This window comes from Desulfobacter curvatus DSM 3379, from assembly GCF_000373985.1.
Lineage (GTDB): Bacteria > Desulfobacterota > Desulfobacteria > Desulfobacterales > Desulfobacteraceae > Desulfobacter > Desulfobacter curvatus.
In genome coordinates, this window is sequence record NZ_KB893046.1 from 10,153 (window position 1) to 33,533 (window position 23,381).

The 23,381-nt window shown below is 45.9% G+C and carries 19 protein-coding genes; 9 read left to right on the forward strand and 10 right to left on the reverse strand.

The window, feature by feature from the left end; genetic code table 11:
- Positions 1 to 176 precede the first annotated feature (176 nt).
- The 9 genes from cas2 to rsgA all read right to left on the reverse strand — a co-directional run bounded on the left by cas2 (position 177) and on the right by rsgA (position 9,413).
- On the reverse strand, positions 177 to 458 hold the full coding sequence (cas2, locus tag B147_RS0110375; protein ID WP_020587133.1) for a CRISPR-associated endonuclease Cas2: 282 nt from the start codon (positions 456 to 458) through the stop codon (positions 177 to 179).
- 1 nt (position 459) lies between these two features.
- Positions 460 to 1,449: a type I-B CRISPR-associated endonuclease Cas1b gene (gene cas1b, locus B147_RS0110380; protein WP_020587134.1), complete on the reverse strand. Its 990-nt coding sequence runs from the start codon at positions 1,447 to 1,449 to the stop codon at positions 460 to 462.
- 9 nt (positions 1,450 to 1,458) lie between these two features.
- Positions 1,459 to 1,956, reverse strand: coding sequence for a CRISPR-associated protein Cas4 (gene cas4 / locus B147_RS0110385; RefSeq protein ID WP_020587135.1), 498 nt, complete (start codon positions 1,954 to 1,956; stop codon positions 1,459 to 1,461).
- A gap of 13 nt (positions 1,957 to 1,969) precedes the next feature.
- Positions 1,970 to 2,773 carry a CRISPR-associated endoribonuclease Cas6 gene (gene cas6, locus B147_RS0110390; RefSeq protein ID WP_020587136.1) on the reverse strand — a complete coding sequence of 268 codons (804 nt, stop codon included), beginning with the start codon at positions 2,771 to 2,773 and terminating at the stop codon, positions 1,970 to 1,972.
- A 63-nt stretch (positions 2,774 to 2,836) separates the two neighbouring features.
- On the reverse strand, positions 2,837 to 3,895 hold the full coding sequence (locus B147_RS0110395; RefSeq protein ID WP_026259602.1) for a hypothetical protein: 1,059 nt from the start codon (positions 3,893 to 3,895) through the stop codon (positions 2,837 to 2,839).
- A gap of 16 nt (positions 3,896 to 3,911) precedes the next feature.
- The gene (locus B147_RS0110400) at positions 3,912 to 5,309 is read right to left on the reverse strand and encodes a hypothetical protein (protein WP_020587138.1); all 1,398 of its coding nucleotides are present in this window, start codon (positions 5,307 to 5,309) and stop codon (positions 3,912 to 3,914) included.
- A gap of 11 nt (positions 5,310 to 5,320) precedes the next feature.
- The gene (locus B147_RS0110405; RefSeq protein ID WP_020587139.1) at positions 5,321 to 7,483 is read right to left on the reverse strand and encodes a CRISPR-associated helicase/endonuclease Cas3; all 2,163 of its coding nucleotides are present in this window, start codon (positions 7,481 to 7,483) and stop codon (positions 5,321 to 5,323) included.
- The gene (locus B147_RS0110410) at positions 7,483 to 8,061 is read right to left on the reverse strand and encodes a hypothetical protein (RefSeq protein ID WP_020587140.1); all 579 of its coding nucleotides are present in this window, start codon (positions 8,059 to 8,061) and stop codon (positions 7,483 to 7,485) included. Before B147_RS0110410 ends, B147_RS0110405 begins: the two co-directional genes overlap by 1 nt.
- A 248-nt stretch (positions 8,062 to 8,309) precedes the next feature.
- A complete protein-coding gene (gene rsgA, locus B147_RS0110415) occupies positions 8,310 to 9,413 on the reverse strand; it encodes a ribosome small subunit-dependent GTPase A (RefSeq protein ID WP_020587141.1) in 1,104 nt (367 codons plus the stop codon).
- An 830-nt stretch (positions 9,414 to 10,243) separates the two neighbouring features.
- Here rsgA and B147_RS30250 point away from each other — a divergent pair.
- From B147_RS30250 to pruA, 5 genes are all read left to right on the forward strand, one after another.
- A complete protein-coding gene (locus B147_RS30250) occupies positions 10,244 to 12,679 on the forward strand; it encodes a hybrid sensor histidine kinase/response regulator (RefSeq protein ID WP_157237847.1) in 2,436 nt (811 codons plus the stop codon).
- Between the two features lie 10 nt (positions 12,680 to 12,689).
- Positions 12,690 to 14,105 carry a sigma-54-dependent transcriptional regulator gene (locus B147_RS0110425; RefSeq protein ID WP_020587143.1) on the forward strand — a complete coding sequence of 472 codons (1,416 nt, stop codon included), beginning with the start codon at positions 12,690 to 12,692 and terminating at the stop codon, positions 14,103 to 14,105.
- Positions 14,106 to 14,330: 225 nt separating this feature from the next.
- Entirely contained in the window at positions 14,331 to 16,331 is a 2,001-nt protein-coding gene (locus tag B147_RS0110430) for a methyl-accepting chemotaxis protein (RefSeq protein WP_020587144.1), read from the forward strand.
- Positions 16,332 to 16,353: 22 nt separating this feature from the next.
- A complete protein-coding gene (gene amaB / locus B147_RS0110435; RefSeq protein ID WP_020587145.1) occupies positions 16,354 to 17,913 on the forward strand; it encodes an L-piperidine-6-carboxylate dehydrogenase in 1,560 nt (519 codons plus the stop codon).
- 32 nt (positions 17,914 to 17,945) lie between these two features.
- A complete protein-coding gene (gene pruA, locus B147_RS0110440; protein WP_020587146.1) occupies positions 17,946 to 19,571 on the forward strand; it encodes an L-glutamate gamma-semialdehyde dehydrogenase in 1,626 nt (541 codons plus the stop codon).
- Positions 19,572 to 19,683: 112 nt separating this feature from the next.
- On the opposite strand, the gene B147_RS31160 is transcribed toward pruA, so the two are convergent.
- Positions 19,684 to 19,845: a YqaE/Pmp3 family membrane protein gene (locus B147_RS31160; protein ID WP_020587147.1), complete on the reverse strand. Its 162-nt coding sequence runs from the start codon at positions 19,843 to 19,845 to the stop codon at positions 19,684 to 19,686.
- 230 nt (positions 19,846 to 20,075) lie between these two features.
- Here B147_RS31160 and B147_RS0110455 point away from each other — a divergent pair, with 230 nt between their 5' ends.
- The 4 genes from B147_RS0110455 (at position 20,076) to amrS (ending at position 23,381) form a co-directional block, all read left to right on the forward strand.
- Positions 20,076 to 20,585 carry an FKBP-type peptidyl-prolyl cis-trans isomerase gene (locus B147_RS0110455; RefSeq protein WP_020587149.1) on the forward strand — a complete coding sequence of 170 codons (510 nt, stop codon included), beginning with the start codon at positions 20,076 to 20,078 and terminating at the stop codon, positions 20,583 to 20,585.
- A gap of 28 nt (positions 20,586 to 20,613) precedes the next feature.
- Complete coding sequence (locus tag B147_RS0110460) at positions 20,614 to 21,189, forward strand: response regulator (protein ID WP_020587150.1); 576 nt, start codon at positions 20,614 to 20,616, stop codon at positions 21,187 to 21,189.
- Positions 21,190 to 21,588: 399 nt separating this feature from the next.
- Entirely contained in the window at positions 21,589 to 22,362 is a 774-nt protein-coding gene (locus tag B147_RS0110465; protein ID WP_026259603.1) for a class I SAM-dependent methyltransferase, read from the forward strand.
- Positions 22,359 to 23,381, forward strand: a complete 1,023-nt coding sequence (amrS, locus tag B147_RS0110470; protein WP_020587152.1) for an AmmeMemoRadiSam system radical SAM enzyme — start codon at positions 22,359 to 22,361, stop codon at positions 23,379 to 23,381. Before B147_RS0110465 ends, amrS begins: the two co-directional genes overlap by 4 nt.

A 23,381-nucleotide genomic window follows, 5' to 3' on the forward strand; every position in this document is an offset into this window, starting at 1 on the left:
CCATCAACGCGGTTTCAATTCCACGTTGGTCTGATTAAAAGGCATTTTTTAATGCTATATTTTCATGTGGTTATATTAAATTTCGTCTGATTTTTTCCGTCGATTGGGGATAGTGCTTTTTTCCCGGGAGAACGACGGAAAATGAAAATTTGCGAATTGTCAAAGAGCCGGGTTCGTTAAATGAAATTGTCTGTGGCATCTTTACCGAGGCCGTGAACTTCCTTATCCAGCCATCGGCTGTCACGGCTTGAAAAATATATAACGGAATCGCAGTCCGGATCAATAATTTGCATCACCTCCAACTTCATTTTTTGGAACTGGGCCTTTGTTAATTCTCCTTCAAAAACCGATTTCTGGATATGGATAAGATATTTCTTCATCAGCTTGAAAATCTTGTTGAGAGCCCGGCGGCCTTCCCGGGTTTCGGTATTGATGTCATATATGGCTATAATGTACATGCTACCACCACATTTTAAAGCCCGAGTACTTGGCTTCCCCAATAATATGCTTGACCAGTTTGTAACAATCCAAACGGATTAATCGTTTGTAGGAGACCTGTTTGTTCAGGGTTTTATGCTTAATTGTTTTTCGCAGTCGTTCATCGTATTTCCGTAAGAATTTTTTCCTTCCCGTATCCTTGAGATAACAGTGGTTCAGGTTTTGGTCTGCATCCTTTTCGGATAATTCCCCTTTGTTAAGCATGGTGAATATAAGCCGGTCCGCCAATATGGGTTTGAAAATTTCTGCCAGGTCCAGGGCCAGGGAGTACCTTCTATATCCCGGTTCATGGAGAAAGCTGATCGTGGGGTCCAGTTGGGTTCTGTAGATTTCGGACAGCACAGTTGTGTAAACAAGGGAGTTACCGAATGAGATGATGGCATTCATAAAATTATCCGGGGGATGGTAGACTCTTTTTTCGAAATCATAATCCTGCGTTATGATACTGTTGAATGCAGAATAGTAAAGGTCGCGGATGTTTCCTTCAAAGCCCATAAGCTCCATGGGGCTCGGCGCAAGGGCAAGTTGTTTTTTTAAGGTTTTGATACTGTCAATTTGTTTTTCTATTTCTCTGCCTCTGTTTTTATAATAGCCCAGATTGGAGAGGATATTGGACGCGGCCGCATCAATGAATTTATGGGCAATGGCTATCCTTTTTTCCGGGTCAAGGTAATGGGCGGCCTGCTGAACCGTCACATGGCCGGATAAGTATACCTCCCTGGGGAAAAAGGTGCCTGAATAAAAGCCGTAGTAGTTAAAAATGTGGACCGGTATTTTATTCTGGGAAAGAAAATTGAGCAGTTTGGTGTTCAGTGAGTGCTCGCCGAACAGGTAAATTTCGCTTAATGTTTCAATGGGCCTGTCGATTTTGTTTTCGCTGGTTTCGATGCGAAGTGTATTATCCTTGCGTTTTACAGTGGAGTTTGTGAATAAATATAAAGGTTGTTTCATAGGAAGTTCCTAAACATAGCAAAATTCAAAATAAGCGCATTTTTTACAAAAGGGCCTGTTAATGGTTTCCGGGGGAAGATCCCTGTCAAGAATGGTTTTCATTTGAGTAAAGATGTCTTCAAAGGCCTCAAGATCCTTTTCTGTCAGGGAAATAACTTCTTTTTTCTTTAGTTTGGGATAATCGATTTCCCCTGTTATATGTTCGATGCCATGGGATTTGAGCCAGTACAGATAATATTTCACCTGCCAAATATGCGCTTTTTCAATTTTTCTGGATTTCTTAACCTCGTGGATAATGCCCTGCTTGTTGTCCAGAAAATCAATTTTGATATTACCGATCTCAATCTGCTTTTTTTTCCTGGTATAGGAATACTCGTCTATGAGGCGGCCCAACTGGACATACTCGTTCTCATTTTCAAATCTGATATCCCGGGTGAACAGCCACAGTTTGCGCCGGCAGACAAAAAAGTAGTTTACCTGGGTTCCTGTGTAATCAAGTGCTTTCAATTGTTTTCCTGTGCTATCTTCTTATTTGTTCAGTGCAGCCGAATCCGGCGCTGTTTTTTTCTCCCCATCCGCATTCATACCCGATCTTAATCAGGTCCGGATCGGCTTCCACGGTAAAAGGGGCTTCCATGGCCTTGATTTTGATGTCGTTTTTAAAACTGATCAGTTTGGAGATGGTCCCGTTCTTCTTTGCAATATAAGCCGGGTCAAAATGGAAGGAGAAATGGTGTTCCTTTTTATCATACGGGGCATTATGCAGGGTCTCATATTTATTGATCAGGTTCTTCTTTATGTTTTCAGCAAACCGGTCTCTTTCCCCGGGGACCATATAATTGAGAAAATGGGGCACCTTTCTGCCTTTATCATTTTCAATCATGGTTGACACGGCAATGGGAGAAAGGCAGATAAATTTTTCTTTGCCTGAAAACACAAGGTCTTCCAGAACATCCACATTGACAATGGTCAACTTAAGCCCCTTGCCATTTATCCTAAGATGCATTTCCCGGTCGGAAAAAATGCCTAAAATCATATGACGCAAGCTTTCTTCCACAATGGTGGAAAAAATGAATTCAATTTGGCGGACATTGTCAAATCCGGTTTTTCCCCTTAATTTAGGGCTGAATTTAAGCTTTGAGAATGTAAAAAATTTAAATGTCCGGTCAATGCCGTCCTTAATATAACCCTGTTCGTGGAGAAATGTTGAATAATCCGATGATGATTCCCGAATCAGTGCGTAAATGGCGGCCTGAAGCGGGTATTGGTAATTAAACGGAAAGGATGCGGGCCGGTCTGTTGTGGCTGTTATTTTGATACGCACGGCAAAGTGCCTCCTCAATAGGTTTAGGGCAGACAATCAGCCCTTGGCTGTTAATTGGCGTCTTTAAGCTGGTATCTGATTTTCAAAGTCAAAGGCCTGAATTTTTCCAGATATGAGCTGTTTGGCATTTTCCATGGCTTCTGCTGATTCAGAATTGGTAATCAGGTAACTCCCGGCAGCAAGACTTACAAAGGTGTCCACCCCATCCATGTTTTCTTCAATAACAGGAATTGCCTTTCTTTCGTTTTCAGGATTTAGCTTGGCCCGGATACTTCCCGCAATTTTATTGGCGTCTTCACTGATTGAAATAGCAAGCGTTTCCATAAGACTGAACGTTCTTGACTGGTTGGAGGTAATGCGCCAGTCAACAATGGCTTTTGCAATGGCCGGAATCAGCTTTTGCCTGTATTCTGCAGGCGCAACAAGACATTTGCCAAACACATTTTCAGATTCAATCCATCCGTTGGCCTTGAGGCTTTCTTGTGTCTCCTGGGTGATTTCCGGTTCGTACTCATTTAGCGCAACGCAGAAAAGCCGTCGTAGATCAACGGCCATATCCTGGACAAAAAAACCAGTGGCCCGCGCATTTTCCGGAATCCATTTTCTGACAAGGCTCCTGTCTTTATCTTTAATCAAGGAAAGAACCTCTTCCTTGGATAGAATATTATTATCCGGACCTCTTACAATCACTTCATTGGTCTGTCTGTCGCTACGGTCAAAGGTTATATTTTCCGTATCAATTCCTGCAAGCAAAGGATGCAGGGCTCTCATGGCCGAGATGGAAAGAGGGCTTCTGCGTTTGATGGTTCTGTCTTTGCCGCCTTTCTGGGCTTTCATCCAGCCGCCGATCAACTGGTCAAAATGAGAGGGATCGCAAGTGCCGAACACCTCGCCTTCCCCTATCTCTTTTTTCTTTGTCACATCAAAGAGAAAGGTAGTTGGCGCGGGAGCTTCGTTTAATTCGCTTGCCAGAGCATCTAATATGGATCTTTTTATCTGCTGGCCACTGGAATATGGAACCCGGACACCAAACTGGGGATCATAGTAAAACTTTTGGCCGTTGGCCACGCAAAAAACAGTGTGTTCTGCCCTTTTCAGGGTTCTGATATAAATGGTATGCATAATTTTTCCCTGTATTTTAATTGTTTCTTTCTTGGTAGGCATAATCAAACCGGAGAAGAACAATAAAGTACCCAAAATCCTCCGAAGTCATAAGATGTATTCTGTTTTTAAGATCCTTGATAAGACTTAAGTGCTCTGCTTCAATATCCTGAACAATGGCCGCTAGTTCATTGATAAATTTTTTCTTTGACGCAGCTGTGAGCAGGTCTTTTTCAATCCGGTTTTTTCTCTCGTTTGTCCTGCCGTTGTCCCGGTATGCATGAAGCGCTATTGCAATCTCTTCCGAGTACTCGGCGATCTCTTCATTGTTTTTTGTTAGCATAGCAACCAACCATGTTTTATAGGTTCTAAATAATATTACGGTGTCTTTATCCTTTTCAGCCGCGCTTTTTAACCGCGACAGATATGCGTCTTCCGACTCGCCCTTTTTTTGCGCAGGAACCTTTTTCTTTTTAAAGTTTGGGAACGCTCCCTTAATGAAATATTTTTTCAGATCCTGGGGCTGAAGGGCATGCAGGCCGATAATCCCCAATTCGCAGGCCCTTTTTATGTGGACGCCGAATAATGCTTCATATTTGTTTTTATCCTCCAGAGCGGCATTTTCACCAAAAAGATTTTCATAGCAGTCTATAAGTCTTCGGGCTTGTTTAAAATGGAACGGAATAAACCCCAAGGTTTTGTTGGTTTGGCCAAGGCTGAAGATGTAGCCTGTCGTGGATTTATCGGGATATTTTTTTGACAGGTTGAAATAAAGCGTACTCCATTTAACCGTGTTAATGGACACACTATTTATTTCCTGCTTAAAAATATCAGATCGATACAAGGCCGGGATGTCTATTGGTATATCGTCCTCATGGCTGTAACAATAGTTAACCCATTGTCCGTTCCATGTGTTTATTTTGTTTGGCGCGACATTTCCCAAGGCAGGATCATTGAGCAGATTTCGGTATTGTTTCCATCCTTTATAAAGGGTCAACAAAACGTCGGGTTCATTCAGGAAAATACAATATCCGCCGGCGACCCCCATGCCAAGGCCTGCGGCAATCCAGGACAGGTAGACGTCCTCTTCATCGGCGGATTGGGAGATGTCAGATACAAGGCCGGATGTAGTGGCAAATTCCTTTGCTTCCGAGGCGGGGAAGCCGATTGCGACACTGGCATCTCTGTCTCCGGCTGTTATTTTTTCGGCAAGGTTGTTTAGTTTTTCCAGCCGTTCTTCTTCTGTGAGAAGATGTGGCTTTTGTCCTTTTTTCATTTGCACGAAAGGAGAATTGGTATGCCAAAGCATGTATTTGGGATGGTCAAAGAATAAAGGGAAAAATTCTTTTTTAAAAAAAGCCTTTGCCGAATCTGTTTTGTTGAATTGCCGGTTGAATGTCGTCAAAAAGGTTTTTCCGATATTGGTGGAATACATAAGTTGCCTTCTTAGATAAAATATAAATCTTGAATACGCTCCTGAGCTTTTGCCATATCCAGTCCCTTGTCTTCCGTGTAGGCGTCATCAGGCAAGATAAAGGGCTTTTTGCCCTCTTTCAATTGTGAAAAATCTTTTACCGAATACAGCCGAACCGGAATCTCCATCATCATCTGTTCTTCGGGCGACGCCTCTTTATAATCTGTTTCGTCTGAACTCAGAATTGCGGCTGCATTATCAATCTCCAGCAGATCAAAAAGAATAGACCTGTGATTATGTGTCAGCATGGGCTGGTTCCATGTTCCGTCCTTTTTAAACGCCGAATGGTTCTCAATGTCGGTGATATCCAGCTCCGGATATACATGATCAATTTTTTCCTGGTATTCAGACTCGTGGAGGACTTGATCGTTTGGGAGGATTTCAAAGGTTCTATTTAGTACCTCAAGGTCATAGGGCTTGGCTTCTTGTGAGGTGTCAGGCGGCGGAATAATGTATACGGGTTTATATTTGCCTATGGTTTCTAAGGTCCGTTTTCGGTTGATTCTTCCGAATCTTTGGATCAGTGCATCTATGGGAGCTGTTTCCGTAACCATCACATCAAAGCTGATATCCAGACTGACTTCCACCACCTGGGTGGATAAGACAATGCATGGGCCTGAGCCTGTGTTGTATTTATTCAAAGAATTTCCCTGATCGTCTACCCCTCTTAAATCCATCTCTTTTTCAAGTCGGTCCTTGCGTTTGAAACGGCTGTGGATGGCCATGGACGGAATTTCAGGGTATCGTTCTTTTACCTGGTCATATATGGCTTGGGCCGAATCAATCCGGTTGCAGATCAAAAGAATTTTTGAATGTTTCTTTAATTCCTGGTTTAAAATCGAATGAGCATCTTCCCATGATTCCAGTTTGTGCAGCCGGTGGCGGTCAAATTGATCAAGCTCTTCTTTTTCAAGACAGACTTCAGATACATTCTCTTTTCCAAGGGTGTCAATCAGCTTGTCATACAGGACGGAAGGCATGGTTGCTGTTCCGATATGTACCCTGCAGTTGAGATGATTCAATACTTCAACGATTTTCAGGACCATGGACTTTGAAACGCCATTATAGGTGTGGATTTCATCCAGAATAACATCGCATCCCCTTATGTCGATGATCAGGGATTCAAAGCCTTTAATTGCGAAAATAATGGATGCCACTTGGTACGGTGTCAGGATTTTTATGCCTGCTCCCACGAGCTTTTGCAAAAGGATTTCGTCCTTGGATTCATCAAGGACTGAAAACCGGGATGCCGCGTGTAGAAGCCGGATGTCAAGATCAGGATTGGATGATTTGAGATCCGATTTTACCCGGTTGTACATGGCATTGATGGATGCCTGGAAAGGCAGGGTGTAAAAGACTCTGTTTTTACATCTTCGGAAAAGGTAATCTGTTTTTCCGGCTCCGGTGCAGGCCACAACAATGGTGTGCCGTTTTTTTGAATCTGCTTTTTTTAAGGAAAGAGGATATAAATCGGATGTCCTGTTAAAATAATTTAGATTTGGAGGGATAAAGGTCTTATCAAGACGAACCGGAGTGTTTAAAATAAGTGCAGATGCAAAATGATCCGCAGCCATTAACAGCCCCCGCCATGGGGAATATCCTCTTTTTTTAGATGCCTCCCGGCAAAATGCCACCACTTTTTGGTAATTGTTACAGGCATCGTCAATCGTAACTTCCTGGGCAGGAATGCCAACGGCAGACAAAATTCTTACCGCATCCTGATACCAGTCCTTCCAATTTTTAGCATGATCTTTAAAGGGGTTTTTGACGTACTCTTCCAAGTCAAGGAGTCCTTTTTCTCCATGATCATCTTTTATGGATTTATGGTGGGCGATAACCATCTCAATAATGGGCGGGTGCAACGCTTCTTTGAACAGAGATATGAAAAAGCAGGAGGCGATTTCATGGCGGAATGTAATGGCTTTTTTACGGCGGCCAGGCTTCAAATTATTCTGAAATATGGTACTGGCTTTCCCGATATCGTGAAGGACTGCACCTAATCCGGCTGTCTCAATACTAAAATCCAAGCATTCGGCAAATTTTCGGATGGCTGAATAGACAAGCCACGTATGAGTAAATAGAGAGGTCTCTTCAGGAGCGCCTTTGGCTTTTATATGGGGACATGGATCTTCCATCAGCAAATATGCTTTACAGGATTCCCAACGGTTTTGAGCCAACCGTACATGGGGCGGTTTTGATCAAAACGGTTGTAACCCACAAGAAATGATTGATCGGTTTTTTCAAAGATCAGTTCAAATCCGTTAAAGTCGTCTACCATGGTGTCAAACGCTGTTTCAGTAATTTCAATAACCGGTTTGACAGGAAAAAGAATATCTTCATTCCGGCACAGGCAGATGTGTTGCCGGGCGGCATGTTCAGCGTCATCTAAGTTCTCAAAGCCAAGATGCAGATTGGGCTCAATTAAAACGCCACGAACAAGAATAGATTTTTTTCTGAAATAACAATTTTTGGATTTATTCCAGCCCCTGGGCTGGATTTGTTCCTGCTGATGGGAAATTTGTTTATAAGATAACCTGTGTCTTCTAATTTTATAAAGCCCGAAAGGTTTAGCCAGAAGTTCTGGGAACAGCTTTCTTTCCATGCCGGCAATAATAGATGGTGTCAAAAACTGCTGACTAAGCGTTTCACTGTCACGGACTGCCGTCCAGGGTTTTATGAATCCGAAAGGACCGGTGTGATTTACAAAGAACATGATTTAAAAAGAACCTTCCCGCTACAGCATAGAATAAGCGGTCTGTTATAAATAAAAGGAACCAAATTTAATAGATTTGTATTTTCTTAGTTCTTACTTACTTCAAAAATATTATTTGCGCAACTGACATTGTTATTGTTTTGTGAATGCCAATCTGTTGAAAATTAATTTTTTGTGATGAGAGGCCAGAAGTCGAACTATAATCCTAACCTCTCACTTTGCGGTGTGTTTTTGGAAAAGAACCTTGCTTAAAAGGACTTCTTTTTGTTGATAGACTTGATCTTCATGGACACCCCTTTCCACCGCTCCTTTTCCACACGACCGGCACTTTTGTTTTTCCGGGCGGAGACATATTCCAGTTCCCGTTTCATTTTGAGGTAGTTTTCAAATCTGGCTTCGGTCAACTCTCCGTCCTGGATGGCTTGGAGAACCCGGCAGCCGGGCTCGTGGGTATGGGTGCAGTCTGAAAAACGGCATCCGGCCGCGAACTCTTCTATTTCCGGAAAGGTGGATTCAACCCCCTGGTCAATTTCCCAGAAACTGATTTCACGGATGCCCGGATTGTCAATGATCATTCCGCCCTGGGGCATCATGATCAGGTCCCGGGACGTGGTGGTGTGCGTCCCCTTTCCCACACTGGCGCTGACTTCGCCGGTGGTCTGGACGGTTTCACCGCACAGCCGGTTGATCAGGGTAGATTTCCCTGTACCCGAAGAGCCTACCATGACGCTGGTCCGGCCATGGGCCAGATAGGGTGTCAGTTCGGAAAGCCCTGAATCATTAAACGCAGATACCAGATGTACGGGAACGCCGAATGCGATGGATTCGGCTTCGTTTACAAAATGCTCGGGGTCCTTGTGAAGATCCGCCTTTGTCAGGATGATTACCGGGGTTAGTCCGCAATTATAGACCAGGGTCAGGTAGCGCTCAATACGGCGCAGATTAAAATCCCGGTCAAGGCCGGTAACTATGAATACACTGTCAAGATTGGCCGCGATTGTCTGCTCCCTGTACTCGCCCGATTTTTTGTTGTGCATGCCTGCCGCACCCCTGGTCAGTGCATTTTTTCGCGGCAATATCCCTTCGATCGCTGTTTGTCTGACCATAACCCAGTCGCCGACCACCGGGTATGTGCTGCTGCTCTCCTGTTGAAGTTTTCCCGCCGAGGTTGCCAGGATCTCTTCTTTGCCGTCATTGATAAAAAAATATCTTTTCCTGACCCCGGTCACCCGGGCCGGGATGAGAGATTTATTGTCAATACGTTCAAGCTGTGCCCGGAAATGGGATGTCCAGCCCAAATGGGAAAGATGTTTAAAACTATTGTCTTGTTGTGATGAATTTTTGTTGCTCATTATTATATCCTGCCTGTCTTCAATTTTAAGTTTACATGGCGACCGTACAGGCCGACCTTCCGGCTGCAAATACTGCGATAAAATTTTAATAACGTGTCGCTGCCGACAGAAAAGAAAATGAGAACAGCGGATATTCAATTTTGAATTCCGCAGGGGAAAAAGAGTTGGTTAAAGCACTTTAGCTTTAAGTGGAACGGTTTTGTTTCCAACATAATATCAAACAGCCGCCTTAATCCTTGTCCCCTTGTCGGCAGCGTTTGATACAATCTCCAATGATTTCTTTAACATAAAACCTCCTTATTGTAAGCGATATTTTCTTACAGGATGGGCCCGTATCCTGTCAAGAGATATTCGTTTTCAGTTTTTCCATACCAGTTGTCCTGCTTTTTTGCTAAACTGATTTTTCATCAGGTTTTCGTTTGTTGACGTAATAAATTAACATGTTAAAATAATTTAATCGTCTAAGAATTTCCATTTTCTAACTGATAGCGGCTAACAGCCCGCTCGAAGGACGGTAATTTATTTATCGGTTTTGGAGAGATGGATTGAATCACGATATTAATGAGAAAAATAATTTTAAGTCTATTGGTGGGCTTGTAACGGAGGAAAAAATATCCGGTTCTCTTAGAATTCTTATACCGTTATATGCCACGCACCTTATTTTCATTTTGACTCTTTTTTTTCTTTTTATTCCCAAAGGGTTTATAAATATTTGTCTTGGCATTCTTATTTTTACAATCCTTGTCTCTGTTTATATTACAAGATTGGTTATCCGAATCGAACGGCAGAACAGACAGGCTGCAACCGAAAGAAAGTTGGATAAGCTGCGCTTGAAAAAACTGCTTGAGCTAAGCCAGATGACCGAAGAATCCATCAACGCCCTTGCAGAATTTGCTTTGGAGGAAGCCTGCCGGTTAACCCAAAGCGAATTTGGGTGTCTATCCTTTTTAAATAAAGATCAGGCCCAATTGACCATGCACCTTTGGCCCAAAGAATCCGTGAACGAAACAGACTGCGGCGACGGATTGCCCTGTAAGATAAGAGAGACCGGTCTTTGGGCTGAAGTTGAAAAATCAGGCTCTGTATTGGTGATTAACGATTATGAAAATTACGCTCCGCTTTCCAAACATAAAGTTTGCCGGGACAATGTCAAAATTAACCGGGTAATGAGTGCCCCGGCCTTTGAAAATGATAAAATCGTGGCATTGATCAATGTGGGAAATAAAAAAGAGAACTATAACGACTCAGACATTCGCCAGCTGCATTTGATGATGGATGGGATGTGGAAAATACTGCAGGGGAAAAAAGCTGAAATCGAACTAAAAAAGAGTGAAGAAAGATATCGGTTGCTCGCGGACAATGCCGCAGATACGATCTGGATTTTGCAGTTTCCGGATTTAATATTTAGTTATGTCAGCCCGTCAATGGAATCCCTTTTGGGATACACGCCTGCCCAGTTTTTGGGTTTGGAAATGAAGGATTATGTGACCGAGGATTCATTAAAACAGATTCCTGCAATTATAGCCGAAGAGCTTGACGAAGAATTTGACGGCGATGTGGATCTAAATCGGTTAACGGTTTTTGAGCTGGAATTAATCAAAAAGGGCGGTACGACGATTTGGGTGGAAATTTCGGCCGGTTTTTTGCGAAATGAACAGGGCGAATCTGACGCAATATTAGGAATCTTCAGGGATATCTCGGATCGTAAACGTGCCGATGAAGCGTTGCAGCTGACTACGGAACTGATGCGCGAGGCAGGGCGAATTGCAAAAGTCGGCGCCTGGAGTGTTGATATTAAAAGCCAGGCAATCATATGGTCGGATGAAATGAATGCCATCCATGAAAGGCACTCCTCTTCCCCCCCTACGTTTGGCGATGTGGAGCGTTTTATCGCCCCCGAGTGGCAGGAAAAAATTCTGAACGCCTGCCACCGGTGTGTTGGTGAAGGTCAAAGCCTTGATGAAGAGTTCGAAATCATCACGGCCAAAGGACGCCGCCGCTGGGTCCATGTCACCGGAGAGGCCGTTAGGGATGATACCGGAAAAATTACCCGCGCCGTAGGTGCGCTTCAGGATATTTCAGACCGGATACGGGCGGATGAAGAGCGGGAAAGACTCCAGCAGCATCTTGATCAGGCAAGAAAAATGGAGGCCATTGGGGTCTTGGCCGGTGGTATTGCCCATGATTTTAATAACATCCTTTCAGGCGTGATGGGCTTTACCGATCTTGCAATGCATGAAGCAAAAGGCAACCAGACACTGGAAACGTATCTGAGCCGGGTCTCGTCTTCCAGCCTGAGGGCCAGGGATTTGGTCAAGCAGATTTTAACGTTCAGCAGAAACGCCGAGGTTGAAAAACAGCCCACCGATATTAAGCCGATTATTAAGGAATTACTAAAGTTCATACGTGCTTCCCTGCCGGCCGGTATCGACATTCAACATGACTTAAGGCTTGAACAGGGGTGGGTATTTGGTGATGCAACCCAGATATATCAGGTGCTTATGGGCCTTTTTACAAACGCCGGCTACGCAATGAAAGATCACGGCGGGGTTCTGGAGGTGATTTTGGACCGGGTTAAACTTGATGACACCCAGACCGGGTTTTTAGGGAAGATTTCTGCGGGGGAATTTATTGAACTGGTTATCTCTGATACCGGATGCGGCATTCATAAAAAATACCTTAACCGGATTTTTGAACCTTTTTTTACGACCAAAGGGCGTGGAGAAGGGACCGGGATGGGACTGGCTACAGTATATGGGATCATAAAAGAGATGAGCGGCACAATATCGGTTTACAGTGAAATCGAGGTTGGGACAACGTTCAGAATTCTATTGCCGGAGCATGATCGTGCTGAATCGGCTGAAACAGACGTAAATACCGGCCTAAAAAAAGGCCAGGGCAATATCCTGGTGGTTGATGATGAAAAAGAGATTGCCGAAAGCGCCTGTGATATTTTGGCCATACTGGGTTATTCCGCTGTTATGGAGACAGATAGTACCAAAGCCATTGAAAATGTGAAAAATAATCCGGCACATTATGACTTGGTCTTGACCGATATGACAATGCCCCATCTGGACGGTTTTGAGCTGGCAAAACAAATAAAAGAGATCAATCCGGAGATTGCCGTTGTATTAGCCACAGGATTCAGTCAAGGCCTGACAGAAGAGAAATGCCGGAATGCTGGTATTGCAAATATGGTGATGAAGCCCATGACGTCCGGTGAGCTGTCATTAACCATTGCAAAAGCGATGAACGAAAAAGAATAAAAAGGTTCCTATGTTTCGTGTACTGATTATTGATGATGACCAGAACATTCGCCTGTTTTTTGAAACCCTTCTTGCAAAGATGGGTTGTGAAACTTTTACGGCCAAAAGCGTAAAAGAAGCAAAGGCATTGAGCAGCCAAAAAGATTTTGACATCATTTTGCTTGATCTTGAACTGCCGGACGGCAATGGGCTGGATATTATGCCTGATCTTGTCGCGTTGCCTTCTGCTCCGGAAATAATAATTATTACCGGTACCGGCGATGCCAGGGGAGCTGAGATTGCATTTAAAAACGGTGCCTGGGATTTTGTGCAAAAACCATTTCGCCTTGATGATGTCAGCCTTCCCATTCAAAGGGCCCTGCACTATCGAAAGGAGAAGCTTTCATCGCCTGAACTGGTCATTCTGAAACGGTCAAAAATTATCGGGGAATCCCCTGCCCTGAAAAGATGTTTGGATGAAGTGGGCAAAGCCGCCTCAACCGACGCCGGGGTCCTGGTAACAGGGGAAACCGGAACCGGTAAGGAGTTGTTTTCCAAAGCGATCCATGAAAACAGCAAACGGGCGTCAAAACCATTTGTGGCGGTTGACTGCGCTTCTTTGACGGAATCTTTGATTGAAAGCACCCTTTTCGGGCATGAAAAAGGCGCGTTTACAGGTGCCGTATACAAACAGGACGGTTTGATTGTCCAGGCGGACGGCGGCACCTTGATGCTTGATGAAGTCGGCGATTTGCCCCTGTCAATCCAGAAAGCATTGTTAAGGACCCTCCAGGAGCGGTCTGTTCGCCGCCTTGGGGGGAAAAAAGAGATAAAAGTGGATATCCGTCTGATTTCCGCCACAAACCTCAACCTTGATCAACTGGTCAAAGAGAATCTCTTCAGGGAGGATTTTCTGTATCGGATAAGGGCCATGGAAATTCATCTGCCGGCACTGCGCGACAGGGGAAACGATATTGAAGAAATTGTTTTAAAAAAGGTTCATGAGCTTTCAAACAGATATAATCTTGAGCCCAAGGCGATATCCAAGACGTTGTTTGAAACACTGATGTCAAACCCCTGGCCCGGTAATATCAGGGAACTGCTCAACGTTCTGGAGTACACACTGGCGTCAGCCGGAAGCGATCCAACCCTGGTGCCCAAACACCTTCCGCCCAATTACAGGCTTTCCACATTAACGTTTGAGTCATTTTCCGCCGTTCAGCAGCAAGATACTCAGGCAATGGCCAACGATGCCCTGGACAGTGATACAGACTTTCCTTCGCTGAATGCCTGTCGGGAACAGCTGGAAAAAAATTACCTGACCCGTTTAATGAAAAAGGCCGGAGGTGACAGGAAAACCGCCTGCCGGTTATCAGGCGTCTCCCAGGCTCGGTTATACGCATTGCTCAATAAATATAATCTTCCCGGATTTGGTTCCTATCAGTAACCGGCCTCCCCTGACGTTTTGGAAATAAACAAATTCTATTTTTTATATAAATTTTATATAAAATTAATATTTTTAATTAATAGGAATTGTTTGTATTATTTTATAAGTAAATTCAATGGGTTTAATCGTTGGTGTATATTTTGCTTTAAGTTGCGAAATACCTGCACTCCCCAAAAAGCCAACATCTGTTAAAAACTGGTTCAATCTACATGAGAGGAGATAAGAATGGGAAAATTAACGTTAAGATCAAAATTAATCATTGGTGGCGTGGTGGCAGCAATCCTTCCACTGGTTGTCGTGGGACTATTTTCAATAAACAAATCCTCCTCTGCACTGGTTGACATTGCACAGGGACAAGCAACGCTCACCGCACAAAATCTTGCGACCATGGCAAACCTTTACATGGAACAGGAAATTGAAAAAGCCCGGACAATGGCGTCGGAGCCCTTGATCCAAAAAATGCTTGATAAAGCCGGGACTAAAAATTTTGAAAATAGCTTCTCTGAGATATCTGCGGTTAAAGCATATCTTTCAGATGTATATCAAAAGATCAAAAAAAATTACGATAATATTATTATTACGAATTCATCCGGCCTTGTCCTTGTTCTCGCTACCGGCCATGACGAATCCGGACAGAAAAAAATAAATGTGTCTGAAAGGAAATATTTTCAGTTTGCTAAATCCGGCAAGATCACTATAAGTGAACCGGTTATTTCAAAGGTTAGCGGGGATTCTGTTTTTGTCATTGCTGTTCCTTTGCAGGACAGTTCCGGGGCGTTTGCCGGTATTTTGGGATCGGTTGTAAAACTGGCGGCTTTTACCGAAAAAATTGCCCAAACGAAAATCGGCGAAACAGGTTATCCGTTTATGGTGGGTAATGACGGACTTTTTATCTATCATCCTGTGAAAGATTATATTTACAAGTTGAATATAACGACCCTTAAAGGGATGAAGGACATCGCCAAGAGATCGCTGGCCCAGGAAACAGGTGTTGAAAAATATTTTTTCAAAGGGATTAATAAGATTGCCGGTTTTGCACCTGTTCCTGCCACAGGCTGGAGCATTGTGGTCACTCAGAATGAATCGGAGTTTCTATCGCCTGTGGTTTCGATTCGCAACATGGTTCTTGCTGCGGGTTGCATATTTCTGGTCCTGACAATTGTGGCGGTCTTGTGGTTTGTTAAAGGCATTATGGCGCTTCTGGGAAAAGACCCGTCTGAAATCGCTAACGTGGCCGACCGGATTGCGGCCGGTGATCTTACATATGAATTCAAAAATAACGGAAAACAGCTCTGTGGTGTGTATGCCAGTATGAAGCAAATGACTGACAATTTGAAAAATATGTTTGGGGACATTTCACAAGGGGTTCAGATGTTGACATCGTCTTCCACGGAACTGTCGGACGTGTCCCGGCAGATGACATCCGGTGCGGAACAGTCTTCCCAGAAAGCGAATAACGTTTCTTCGGCCGTAGAAGAGATGGAAACGGCCATGAACAGCGTGGCAGCCGCCACAGAGCAGACAAGTGCCAACCTGCAGATGATTGTCGCCGCCGCAGAAGAGATGTCCGCAACGATCAATGAGATTTCAGCCAATACCGCCAAAGGAAGCCAGACAACGACCCAGGCCGTTGAAAAAGCCGAACATATTTCCGGAAAAGTAGATGCGTTAGGCCGGGCAGCAACGGAAATCAGCAAGGTGACCGAAACCATAGCCGATATTTCCGAACAGACCAATCTTTTGGCGCTGAATGCAACCATAGAGGCCGCCAGAGCCGGAGAAGCCGGTAAGGGGTTTGCTGTTGTTGCCGGTGAAATTAAGGAACTTGCAAAGCAGACAGCCCAAGCGACAGACGAAATCGGTTTGAAAATCGGCGAGGTTCAGGCAACAACCACGGAATCTGTAACAGCGATAAAGGCAATTGTTGAAATCATTGACGATATTAATTCAATTGTCACATCAGTTGCCTCTGCCATTGAAGAGCAGTCTGCCACAACCCAGGAGATCTCCAGTAATGTCAGCCAGGCAGCCACTGGTGTTCAGGAGGTCAATGAGAATGTCAACCAGACGTCCACCGTGGCAGCCGAGGTCGCCCAGGATGTCCACCAGGTCAGCCGGTCTGCAGACGAAATCACAGCCGGCACTAAACACATCAATGAAAATGTTTTGGAATTATCTAAACTTGCGGAAAATCTTAAAGAGATGGTCGGAAGGTTTAAGCTGTAAATATTATCAGGAGGTGATTTATATGAGCGACGCATTTAATGCAGAAGTGAAACAGATCCTTGATGCCCTTGGGGTTAAATCCGTCAATTCCGGTGCCACAACCGGTGGCAGCAATGGCTGGCTTAAAACAAAGGGAAAAGAGCTTGTTTCCTATTCTCCCATCAACGGCAAGCCCATTGCCAGGGTTTCGATGGCTGAAAAAAAGGACTATGATGAGGTGATGGAAAAAGCCCAGGCCGCATTTAAAACTTTTCGTATGATGCCCGCTCCCCGGCGCGGCGAGGTGGTTCGTGAAATCGGTAATGCGTTACGGGCAAATAAAAAGGCCTTAGGTGCCCTGATCGCCCTTGAAGTCGGTAAGATACGAGCCGAAGGTGAAGGCGAGGTCCAGGAGATGATCGATATTGCCGATTTCGCCACGGGCCTGAGCCGTCAACTGTATGGCCTGACCATGCATTCCGAACGGCCTGAACACCGGATGTATGAACAATGGCACCCCCTGGGCATTGTCGGGCTGATCACTGCGTTTAATTTTCCTGTGGCGCCATGGTCATGGAACAGTTTAATTGCTTCTGTCTGTGGTGATGCGATTTTGTTCAAACCCAGCTCAAAGGTGCCTTTGACCAGTATCGCCGTCCAGAACATCCTTGCGCCTGTGGTTGACAAATACGGTGTTGAGGGTGTTTTCAATATGATCATCGGCTCCAGAGATGATGTGGGTGAACCCATGCTCCATGACAAACGCATTCCTTTGATTTCCGCCACAGGATCCACTGCCATGGGTAAACATGTGGGCGAAGTGGTCGGCGGCCGTTTAGGACGCTCCCTGCTTGAACTTGGCGGCAACAATGCCATTATCGTCACCGAAGATGCGGACATGGACATGGCCCTTCGGGCTACCCTGTTCGGTGCCGTGGGCACTGCCGGACAGCGCTGCACCTCTACCCGCAGGATCATCATTCACGCTTCGGTAAAAGAATTCTTTGTCAACAATTTGGTCCGTGCCTACAAACAGGTCAAGGTCGGCAACCCGCTGGACAACGATACCCTCATGGGACCGCTGATTGACGAAGGCGCTGTCCTTGCCATGGAAAAGGCTTTGAACGCGGTCAAATCTTCCGGAGGAAAGGTGATTTACGGCGGTGATCGGGTCTCTGTAGAAGGGTGTGAAGGCGGCCATTATGTGCGTCCTGCGGTGGCTGAAGTGAAAAATGATTTCCCCATTGTCCGGAGTGAAACCTTTGCGCCCATCTTGTACATCATTGAATACAACTCGTTTGATCAGGCTCTTGAATTGCATAATGACGTGCCCCAGGGGCTTTCTTCCGCAATTTTTACAACTACCCTGCAGTACCAGGAAAGGTTCTTGTCGCACAGAGGTTCTGACTGCGGTATTGCCAACGTGAACATCGGTACTTCCGGTGCTGAAATCGGCGGCGCATTCGGCGGAGAAAAAGAAACCGGCGGCGGGCGTGAATCCGGGTCAGATGCGTGGAAAGGGTACATGAGACGTCAGACCAACACCATTAACTGGGGAAAGAAGTTGCCGCTGGCCCAGGGTATTGAATTCAATATCGGCTAGCAGCAAGTAGTTTTAAAAAAAGGAGTTATAAAATGACAAACAGCGTATTTACCATCCCCAAACCCTATAATGAACCTGTCAAGATGTATGCACCGGGCAGCCCGGAACGCGGCGCATTGTCCGCAGAGCTTGGCCGCCAGATGGCGGACCGGGTTGAAATTCCAGTGATTATCAATGGTGAAGAGATTAAAACCGGTGATGTCCGTGATGTGGTTTGCCCCCATGACCACGGTCATGTGCTGGGTAAGGTGCATATGACAGGTGAAAAAGAGATCAAGGCGGCTGTGGACGCAGCATTGTCAGCAAAAGCGGCCTGGGAGACCATGGACTGGCAGGACCGTGCGGCTGTCTTTTTGAAGGCCGCGGATTTGATCTCCCGGAAATATTCGGCCAAAATTAATGCGGCAACCATGCTGGGCCAGTCTAAAAACGCCTTCCAGGCCGAAATTGACGCCACCTGCGAGTTGGTGGACTTTTTGCGCTTCAATGTCAGCTACATGGAAGAGATCTACGCCAACCAGCCGTTCAGCGAAAAAGGCGTTTACAACCGGCTGGAATACCGTCCCCTGGAAGGATTTGTTCTCGCGCTGACCCCGTTTAACTTTACCGCCATTGCCGTCAACCTGCCCACATCGCCTGCCATGATGGGCAATACCGTTGTGTGGAAACCTTCCACCACGGCTGTTCTGTCCAACTACTATGTGATGCGGATCCTTAAGGAAGCAGGCCTACCCGACGGTGTTATTAATTTTATCCCGGGTTATGGTTCCCAGACCGGCGATATTCTGTTCGCCCACAAGTATTTTGCCGGCATGCACTTCACCGGCTCCACAGCAGTTTTCCAGAATCTTTGGAAAAAAGCAGCCGAAAACATTGAAACCTACGTTTCCTACCCCAGAATTGTGGGTGAAACCGGGGGTAAGGACTATATTTTTGCCCATGCCAGCGCCGATGTGGATGAACTGGTCACAGGCATCATCCGGGGCGCCTTTGAGTTCCAGGGGCAGAAATGCTCTGCATGCTCCCGCCTCTATGTACCTGCTTCTCTGTGGCCGGAAGTCCAGGATCAGCTCAAAGAAAAAATAGCTGAAATCAAGGTGGGGCCAGTGACTGATTTCACAAATTTTGTGAATGCCGTGATTGATGAAAAATCCTTCGACAACATCGACGGTTATATTTCACGGGCACAAGCATCTTCTGATGCCGAAGTGATCATCGGCGGTCAGCGGGATAAGTCCAAGGGCTATTTTGTTCACCCCACCGTGATCCTGGCTAAACGACCGGATTATGAATCCATGGCCGAAGAGATCTTCGGACCGGTGCTGACCGTTTATGTCTATGACAATAATGATTTTCACGCCACCCTGGACATCCTGGACAACACAAGCCCATATGCCTTGACCGGCGCTGTTTTTGCCCGGGACCGCGAAATGGTCCATGCCCTGACGGCCCGGTTGACCCACACCGCCGGAAATTTTTACATTAATGATAAACCCACAGGCGCCGTGGTCGGCCAGCAGCCCTTTGGCGGGGCTCGCAAAAGTGGCACAAACGATAAAGCAGGCTCCTATTTGAACTTGATCCGCTGGGCATCTCCCCGGACCATCAAGGAGACCTTGGTACCCCCCGTAAATTACGGCTATCCGTTCATGGGGTAAACCCGTTCGGATGCAAGGCGCAAAGCAAATCTCAACCGAAGCAGGCCTAATGGCTGTGAGGATTGAGATTTGTTTTGTAACGCCGCAGGCGGGTGACTTCTGCTCAAAAAAATTATTTGTTTTTGGCTATTACCCAGATGGCATGCACGATTCCCGGAATGTAGCCAAGAAGGGTTAAAAGAATATTCAACCAGAAATGCATTCCAATGCCGACCTGGAAAAACACACCCACCGGCGGAAGAATGATTGCTGCAATAATTTTCAAAAGTTCCATGGTATTATCCTTGATTTTAGTAATTTTTGTCTGACCATACCACATTTCATTCAACGGAAAACATCAAATTTTAAAATACTTTTGGACATCTTTTCGTTTTTCCCCTATGATTTCAACTCATTTTGTTTAAACCATCCTCAAAAAAGGATGGTTATTATTTTCCGGACAAAAAGCTTTCGGAAAAATCACCATAACGGTCGGAACTGCCACCGGCCGGAAGGAAAAGTTTTATGACAGAAGCAATTAAATCAGGGGACACCATTGCCGTGGATTATACGGGAAAATTAGAAAACGGAGACGTGTTTGACTCCTCAGAGGGCAGACAGCCACTGACCTTTACCGTTGATACGGGCATGCTGATTAAAGGCTTTGACCAGGCCGTCATCGGCATGAAAAAAGGGGAATCAAAAACCGTAACCATTCCGCCTGAAATGGGATACGGCCCAAGAGACGAGAATGCCATGGTGGACATCCCAAGGGCCCAGTTCCCCCCGGAGATGGCCCTGACAGAAGGCCTTGAGCTTCAGCTCCAGAACCCGGCAGGTCAGCCGGTGCCCGCGCGGGTGGCAAGTATAAGCGAGACAAGTGTCACCATGGACGTGAACCATTTTCTGGCAGGTAAAACCCTGATTTTTGATATCACCATTGCTGAAACCGGGCTGGAACCCCCGGCAAGCAGCTGTGGCACCAAAGGCGGTGGCTGCGATTCCGGCTGTTGCGGAAATTGCAACTGTGATTAATTCATAAGGTTATTCCTGGAGCATCACCATGGTCAATAAAAGTCTCATTTTGACAGTGGACGACAAACCTCAGAATCTTCAATTCCTTGGAAAGCTGCTTTCGAATAATGGATATGAAGTAGCCATGGCCCAGAGCGGGGGCCAGGCACTGACGTTTGTTAAATCTGAATTCCCGGATCTCATCCTTTTAGATGTCATGATGCCGGAAATGGATGGGTATGAGGTCTGTGAAAAGTTGAAGGCCGAATTTCCCACCCACAATATTCCGGTGATTTTTTTAACGGCCAAGTCTGATGCCCAGGATATTGTAAGGGGGTTTGATGTGGGCGGGGTTGATTATGTAACCAAACCCTTTCATTCGGCTGAACTTCTGGCCCGCATAAAAACCCATATCGAACTTAAAACCCTGCGCGGCCTTTTGCCCATGTGTTCACATTGCAAGAAAATCCGGGATGATAAGGGGTTCTGGAATGATGTGGACAGCTATCTTGAGGCTCACTCTCATCTGACCTTTACCCATGGTCTATGCCCTGCATGCATGGACAAGTTGTATAAGAGGTATGATTGGTATAAAAAAAGGAAACGCTCTGACACTGAAGCGTAAGGGGCTGGGTAAAACGGTTTTCTAATTTTGCTTGTTTTTTTTGTTCGTCGACACCCCTTAAAGGCACCGTTTTTTGCGGTGTGTCTGATATCCCACCTACCATTACCATAGTAAATTCCAATTCAATTGTCTGTCGGCCGATAAAATTCGTTACAGTCCAAGGTGTTGTCTGTTTTTTTGCAGGTTTGATTGCTTTTTCCAGGGAGTGCGTTATGTTTATATCGTTGATATAAACGGTCACGGACCGTCCTTGGTCTTTGATCGTGGTTCGGCACACAACGAATATTGAAACATCTCAGTGGGTTAAAGAGAGTTTCTTATAAAAGATGAATGAGAAAAAGGGCGGGTTTTGTAACCTGGCCGTTAAACATTAATCCCTTTGGAGCAAGAGACCTGAGCATGGTATATGAATTTGATTTCAAGGCGGCCCAGGACTATGATGCCTTTTTTGAAAAAGGCCGGGGCAGACATTGCCTTAACCTTGAAATCAAACTGATCGGCTCTCTGATTCGTCCCATGCCGGGCAAGCGTTTGCTGGATATTGGCTGCGGCACGGGATTAAGCCTTGAACCTTTTATGGATTTTGGCATGAGCCTAACGGGTATCGATCCTTCCGCATATATGCTGGACAAGGCTGCTGAACGCCTCGGACATCGTGTTGATCTGCATCGGGGTACAGCTGAGGATCTGCCCTTTGACGACAATGCTTTTGATACGGCATTGCTGTTTTTCAGTCTTGAATTTTCAGACCGGCCGGCCAAGGCCATTGAAGAGGCCTGCCGGGTGGCTCGGGAACAGGTAGTCATCGGTGTTCATAACCGGTATGCCCCCCAGAATATAGCCCGGCGGGTTAAAGGCTTTTTTTTCCCGGATATGTACAGCCATGCCCATTTTTTTAGTGTGTGGGAGTTAAAAACCATGATGACCTCAATATTGGGAAAAGTGCCTGTAAAATGGCGGACAACCGTACAAATCCCGTTGTTTTCAGGACGTCTGATTTCCAGGGTGGAACGATTTCGCCTGATCCAGTGGTCTTACTTGGGCGGCTTCATTGGCATGCGCATCAAACCGGTGCCTAAGTTTCGCACCCGGCCCCTGGTCTTGAAAACCCGGAGTTGTAAAATCAATGAGCCGGCCACAGGCCTGGCGTTAGGATTCAAGGTGAAAGAATGATACGTGCCCGTCTTTATGAACCTAAGTCTGGTAGTGAGGTCAAATGCCTGGCCTGCAGCCATTATTGCACGATTGCACCGGGACATACCGGCATTTGTGGTGTCCGGGAGAACCGGGACGGCAAGCTTTTTTCCCTGGTGTATGACCGGGTGGTGGCGGCCAATGTGGACCCCATTGAGAAAAAACCCATTTTTCATTTTAAACCCGGCTCCCTCTCTTATTCCATTGCTACGCCCGGGTGCAATTTTAAGTGCCGGTTCTGCCAGAATGCCGATATCTCCCAGGTCCGTGACCGGGGGGCAGACCCTTTTTCAGGCCGCCTTGCTGGCAGCGCAATGACGCCCGAAACCATTGTCGCAAGCGCTGTGGAACACGGCTGCCAAAGTATCTCTTACACCTATACCGAACCCACTGTTTTTTTTGAACTGGTTTTGGATACGGCTATGCTGGCAAAGGATGCTGGGCTGGCCAATATCATTGTAACCAATGGATTTATGAGTCCTAAACTGCTGCAGGCCTCTGCCGCAGTTCTGGATGCAGCCAACGTGGATCTTAAATCTTTCTCGGATAAGTTTTATACCCGGTATTGTAATGGGCGCCTGGAACCGGTTAAACAGACGTTGAAGGCCATGGTGGATTTAGGCCTCATGGTGGAGGTGACCACCCTGGTAATCCCGGGACTTAATGATGATCCCGACGAACTTGGACAGATGGCTTCCTTTATTGCCGGGGAACTGGGAACTTCAACCCCCTGGCACCTATCCCGGTTTCATCCGGCATTTCAACTGACCCAGCCGGGGCCGACCCCTGTGGAGACCCTTGAAAAGGCCTGCGATATTGCACTGTCGGCCGGACTTGTTCATGTGTACACCGGCAATGTACCCGGTGCCAGGGAGAATACCTGCTGTCCGGACTGCGGCCGGACGGTTATCAAACGATTTGGTTATTCAGTGGAGAATCTTTTAACCCAGAGCAATAAATGTCCCGGGTGCGGTTCGCCTATGTTCGGGATCTATTAA

Bases quoted from the DNA above. Each gene is read 5' to 3' on its own strand.
- cas2 (WP_020587133.1), bottom strand. From the start codon at position 458: ATGTACATTATAGCCATATATGACATCAATACCGAAACCCGGGAAGGC.
- cas1b (WP_020587134.1), bottom strand. From the start codon at position 1,449: ATGAAACAACCTTTATATTTATTCACAAACTCCACTGTAAAACGCAAG.
- B147_RS0110395 (WP_026259602.1), bottom strand. From the start codon at position 3,895: ATGCATACCATTTATATCAGAACCCTGAAAAGGGCAGAACACACTGTT.
- B147_RS0110400 (WP_020587138.1), bottom strand. From the start codon at position 5,309: ATGTATTCCACCAATATCGGAAAAACCTTTTTGACGACATTCAACCGG.
- B147_RS0110405 (WP_020587139.1), bottom strand. From the start codon at position 7,483: ATGGAAGATCCATGTCCCCATATAAAAGCCAAAGGCGCTCCTGAAGAG.
- B147_RS0110410 (WP_020587140.1), bottom strand. From the start codon at position 8,061: ATGTTCTTTGTAAATCACACCGGTCCTTTCGGATTCATAAAACCCTGG.
- rsgA (WP_020587141.1), bottom strand. From the start codon at position 9,413: ATGAGCAACAAAAATTCATCACAACAAGACAATAGTTTTAAACATCTT.
- B147_RS0110425 (WP_020587143.1), top strand. From the start codon at position 12,690: ATGTTTCGTGTACTGATTATTGATGATGACCAGAACATTCGCCTGTTT.
- B147_RS0110430 (WP_020587144.1), top strand. From the start codon at position 14,331: ATGGGAAAATTAACGTTAAGATCAAAATTAATCATTGGTGGCGTGGTG.
- amaB (WP_020587145.1), top strand. From the start codon at position 16,354: ATGAGCGACGCATTTAATGCAGAAGTGAAACAGATCCTTGATGCCCTT.
- pruA (WP_020587146.1), top strand. From the start codon at position 17,946: ATGACAAACAGCGTATTTACCATCCCCAAACCCTATAATGAACCTGTC.
- B147_RS31160 (WP_020587147.1), bottom strand. From the start codon at position 19,845: ATGGAACTTTTGAAAATTATTGCAGCAATCATTCTTCCGCCGGTGGGT.
- B147_RS0110455 (WP_020587149.1), top strand. From the start codon at position 20,076: ATGACAGAAGCAATTAAATCAGGGGACACCATTGCCGTGGATTATACG.
- B147_RS0110460 (WP_020587150.1), top strand. From the start codon at position 20,614: ATGGTCAATAAAAGTCTCATTTTGACAGTGGACGACAAACCTCAGAAT.
- B147_RS0110465 (WP_026259603.1), top strand. From the start codon at position 21,589: ATGGTATATGAATTTGATTTCAAGGCGGCCCAGGACTATGATGCCTTT.
- amrS (WP_020587152.1), top strand. From the start codon at position 22,359: ATGATACGTGCCCGTCTTTATGAACCTAAGTCTGGTAGTGAGGTCAAA.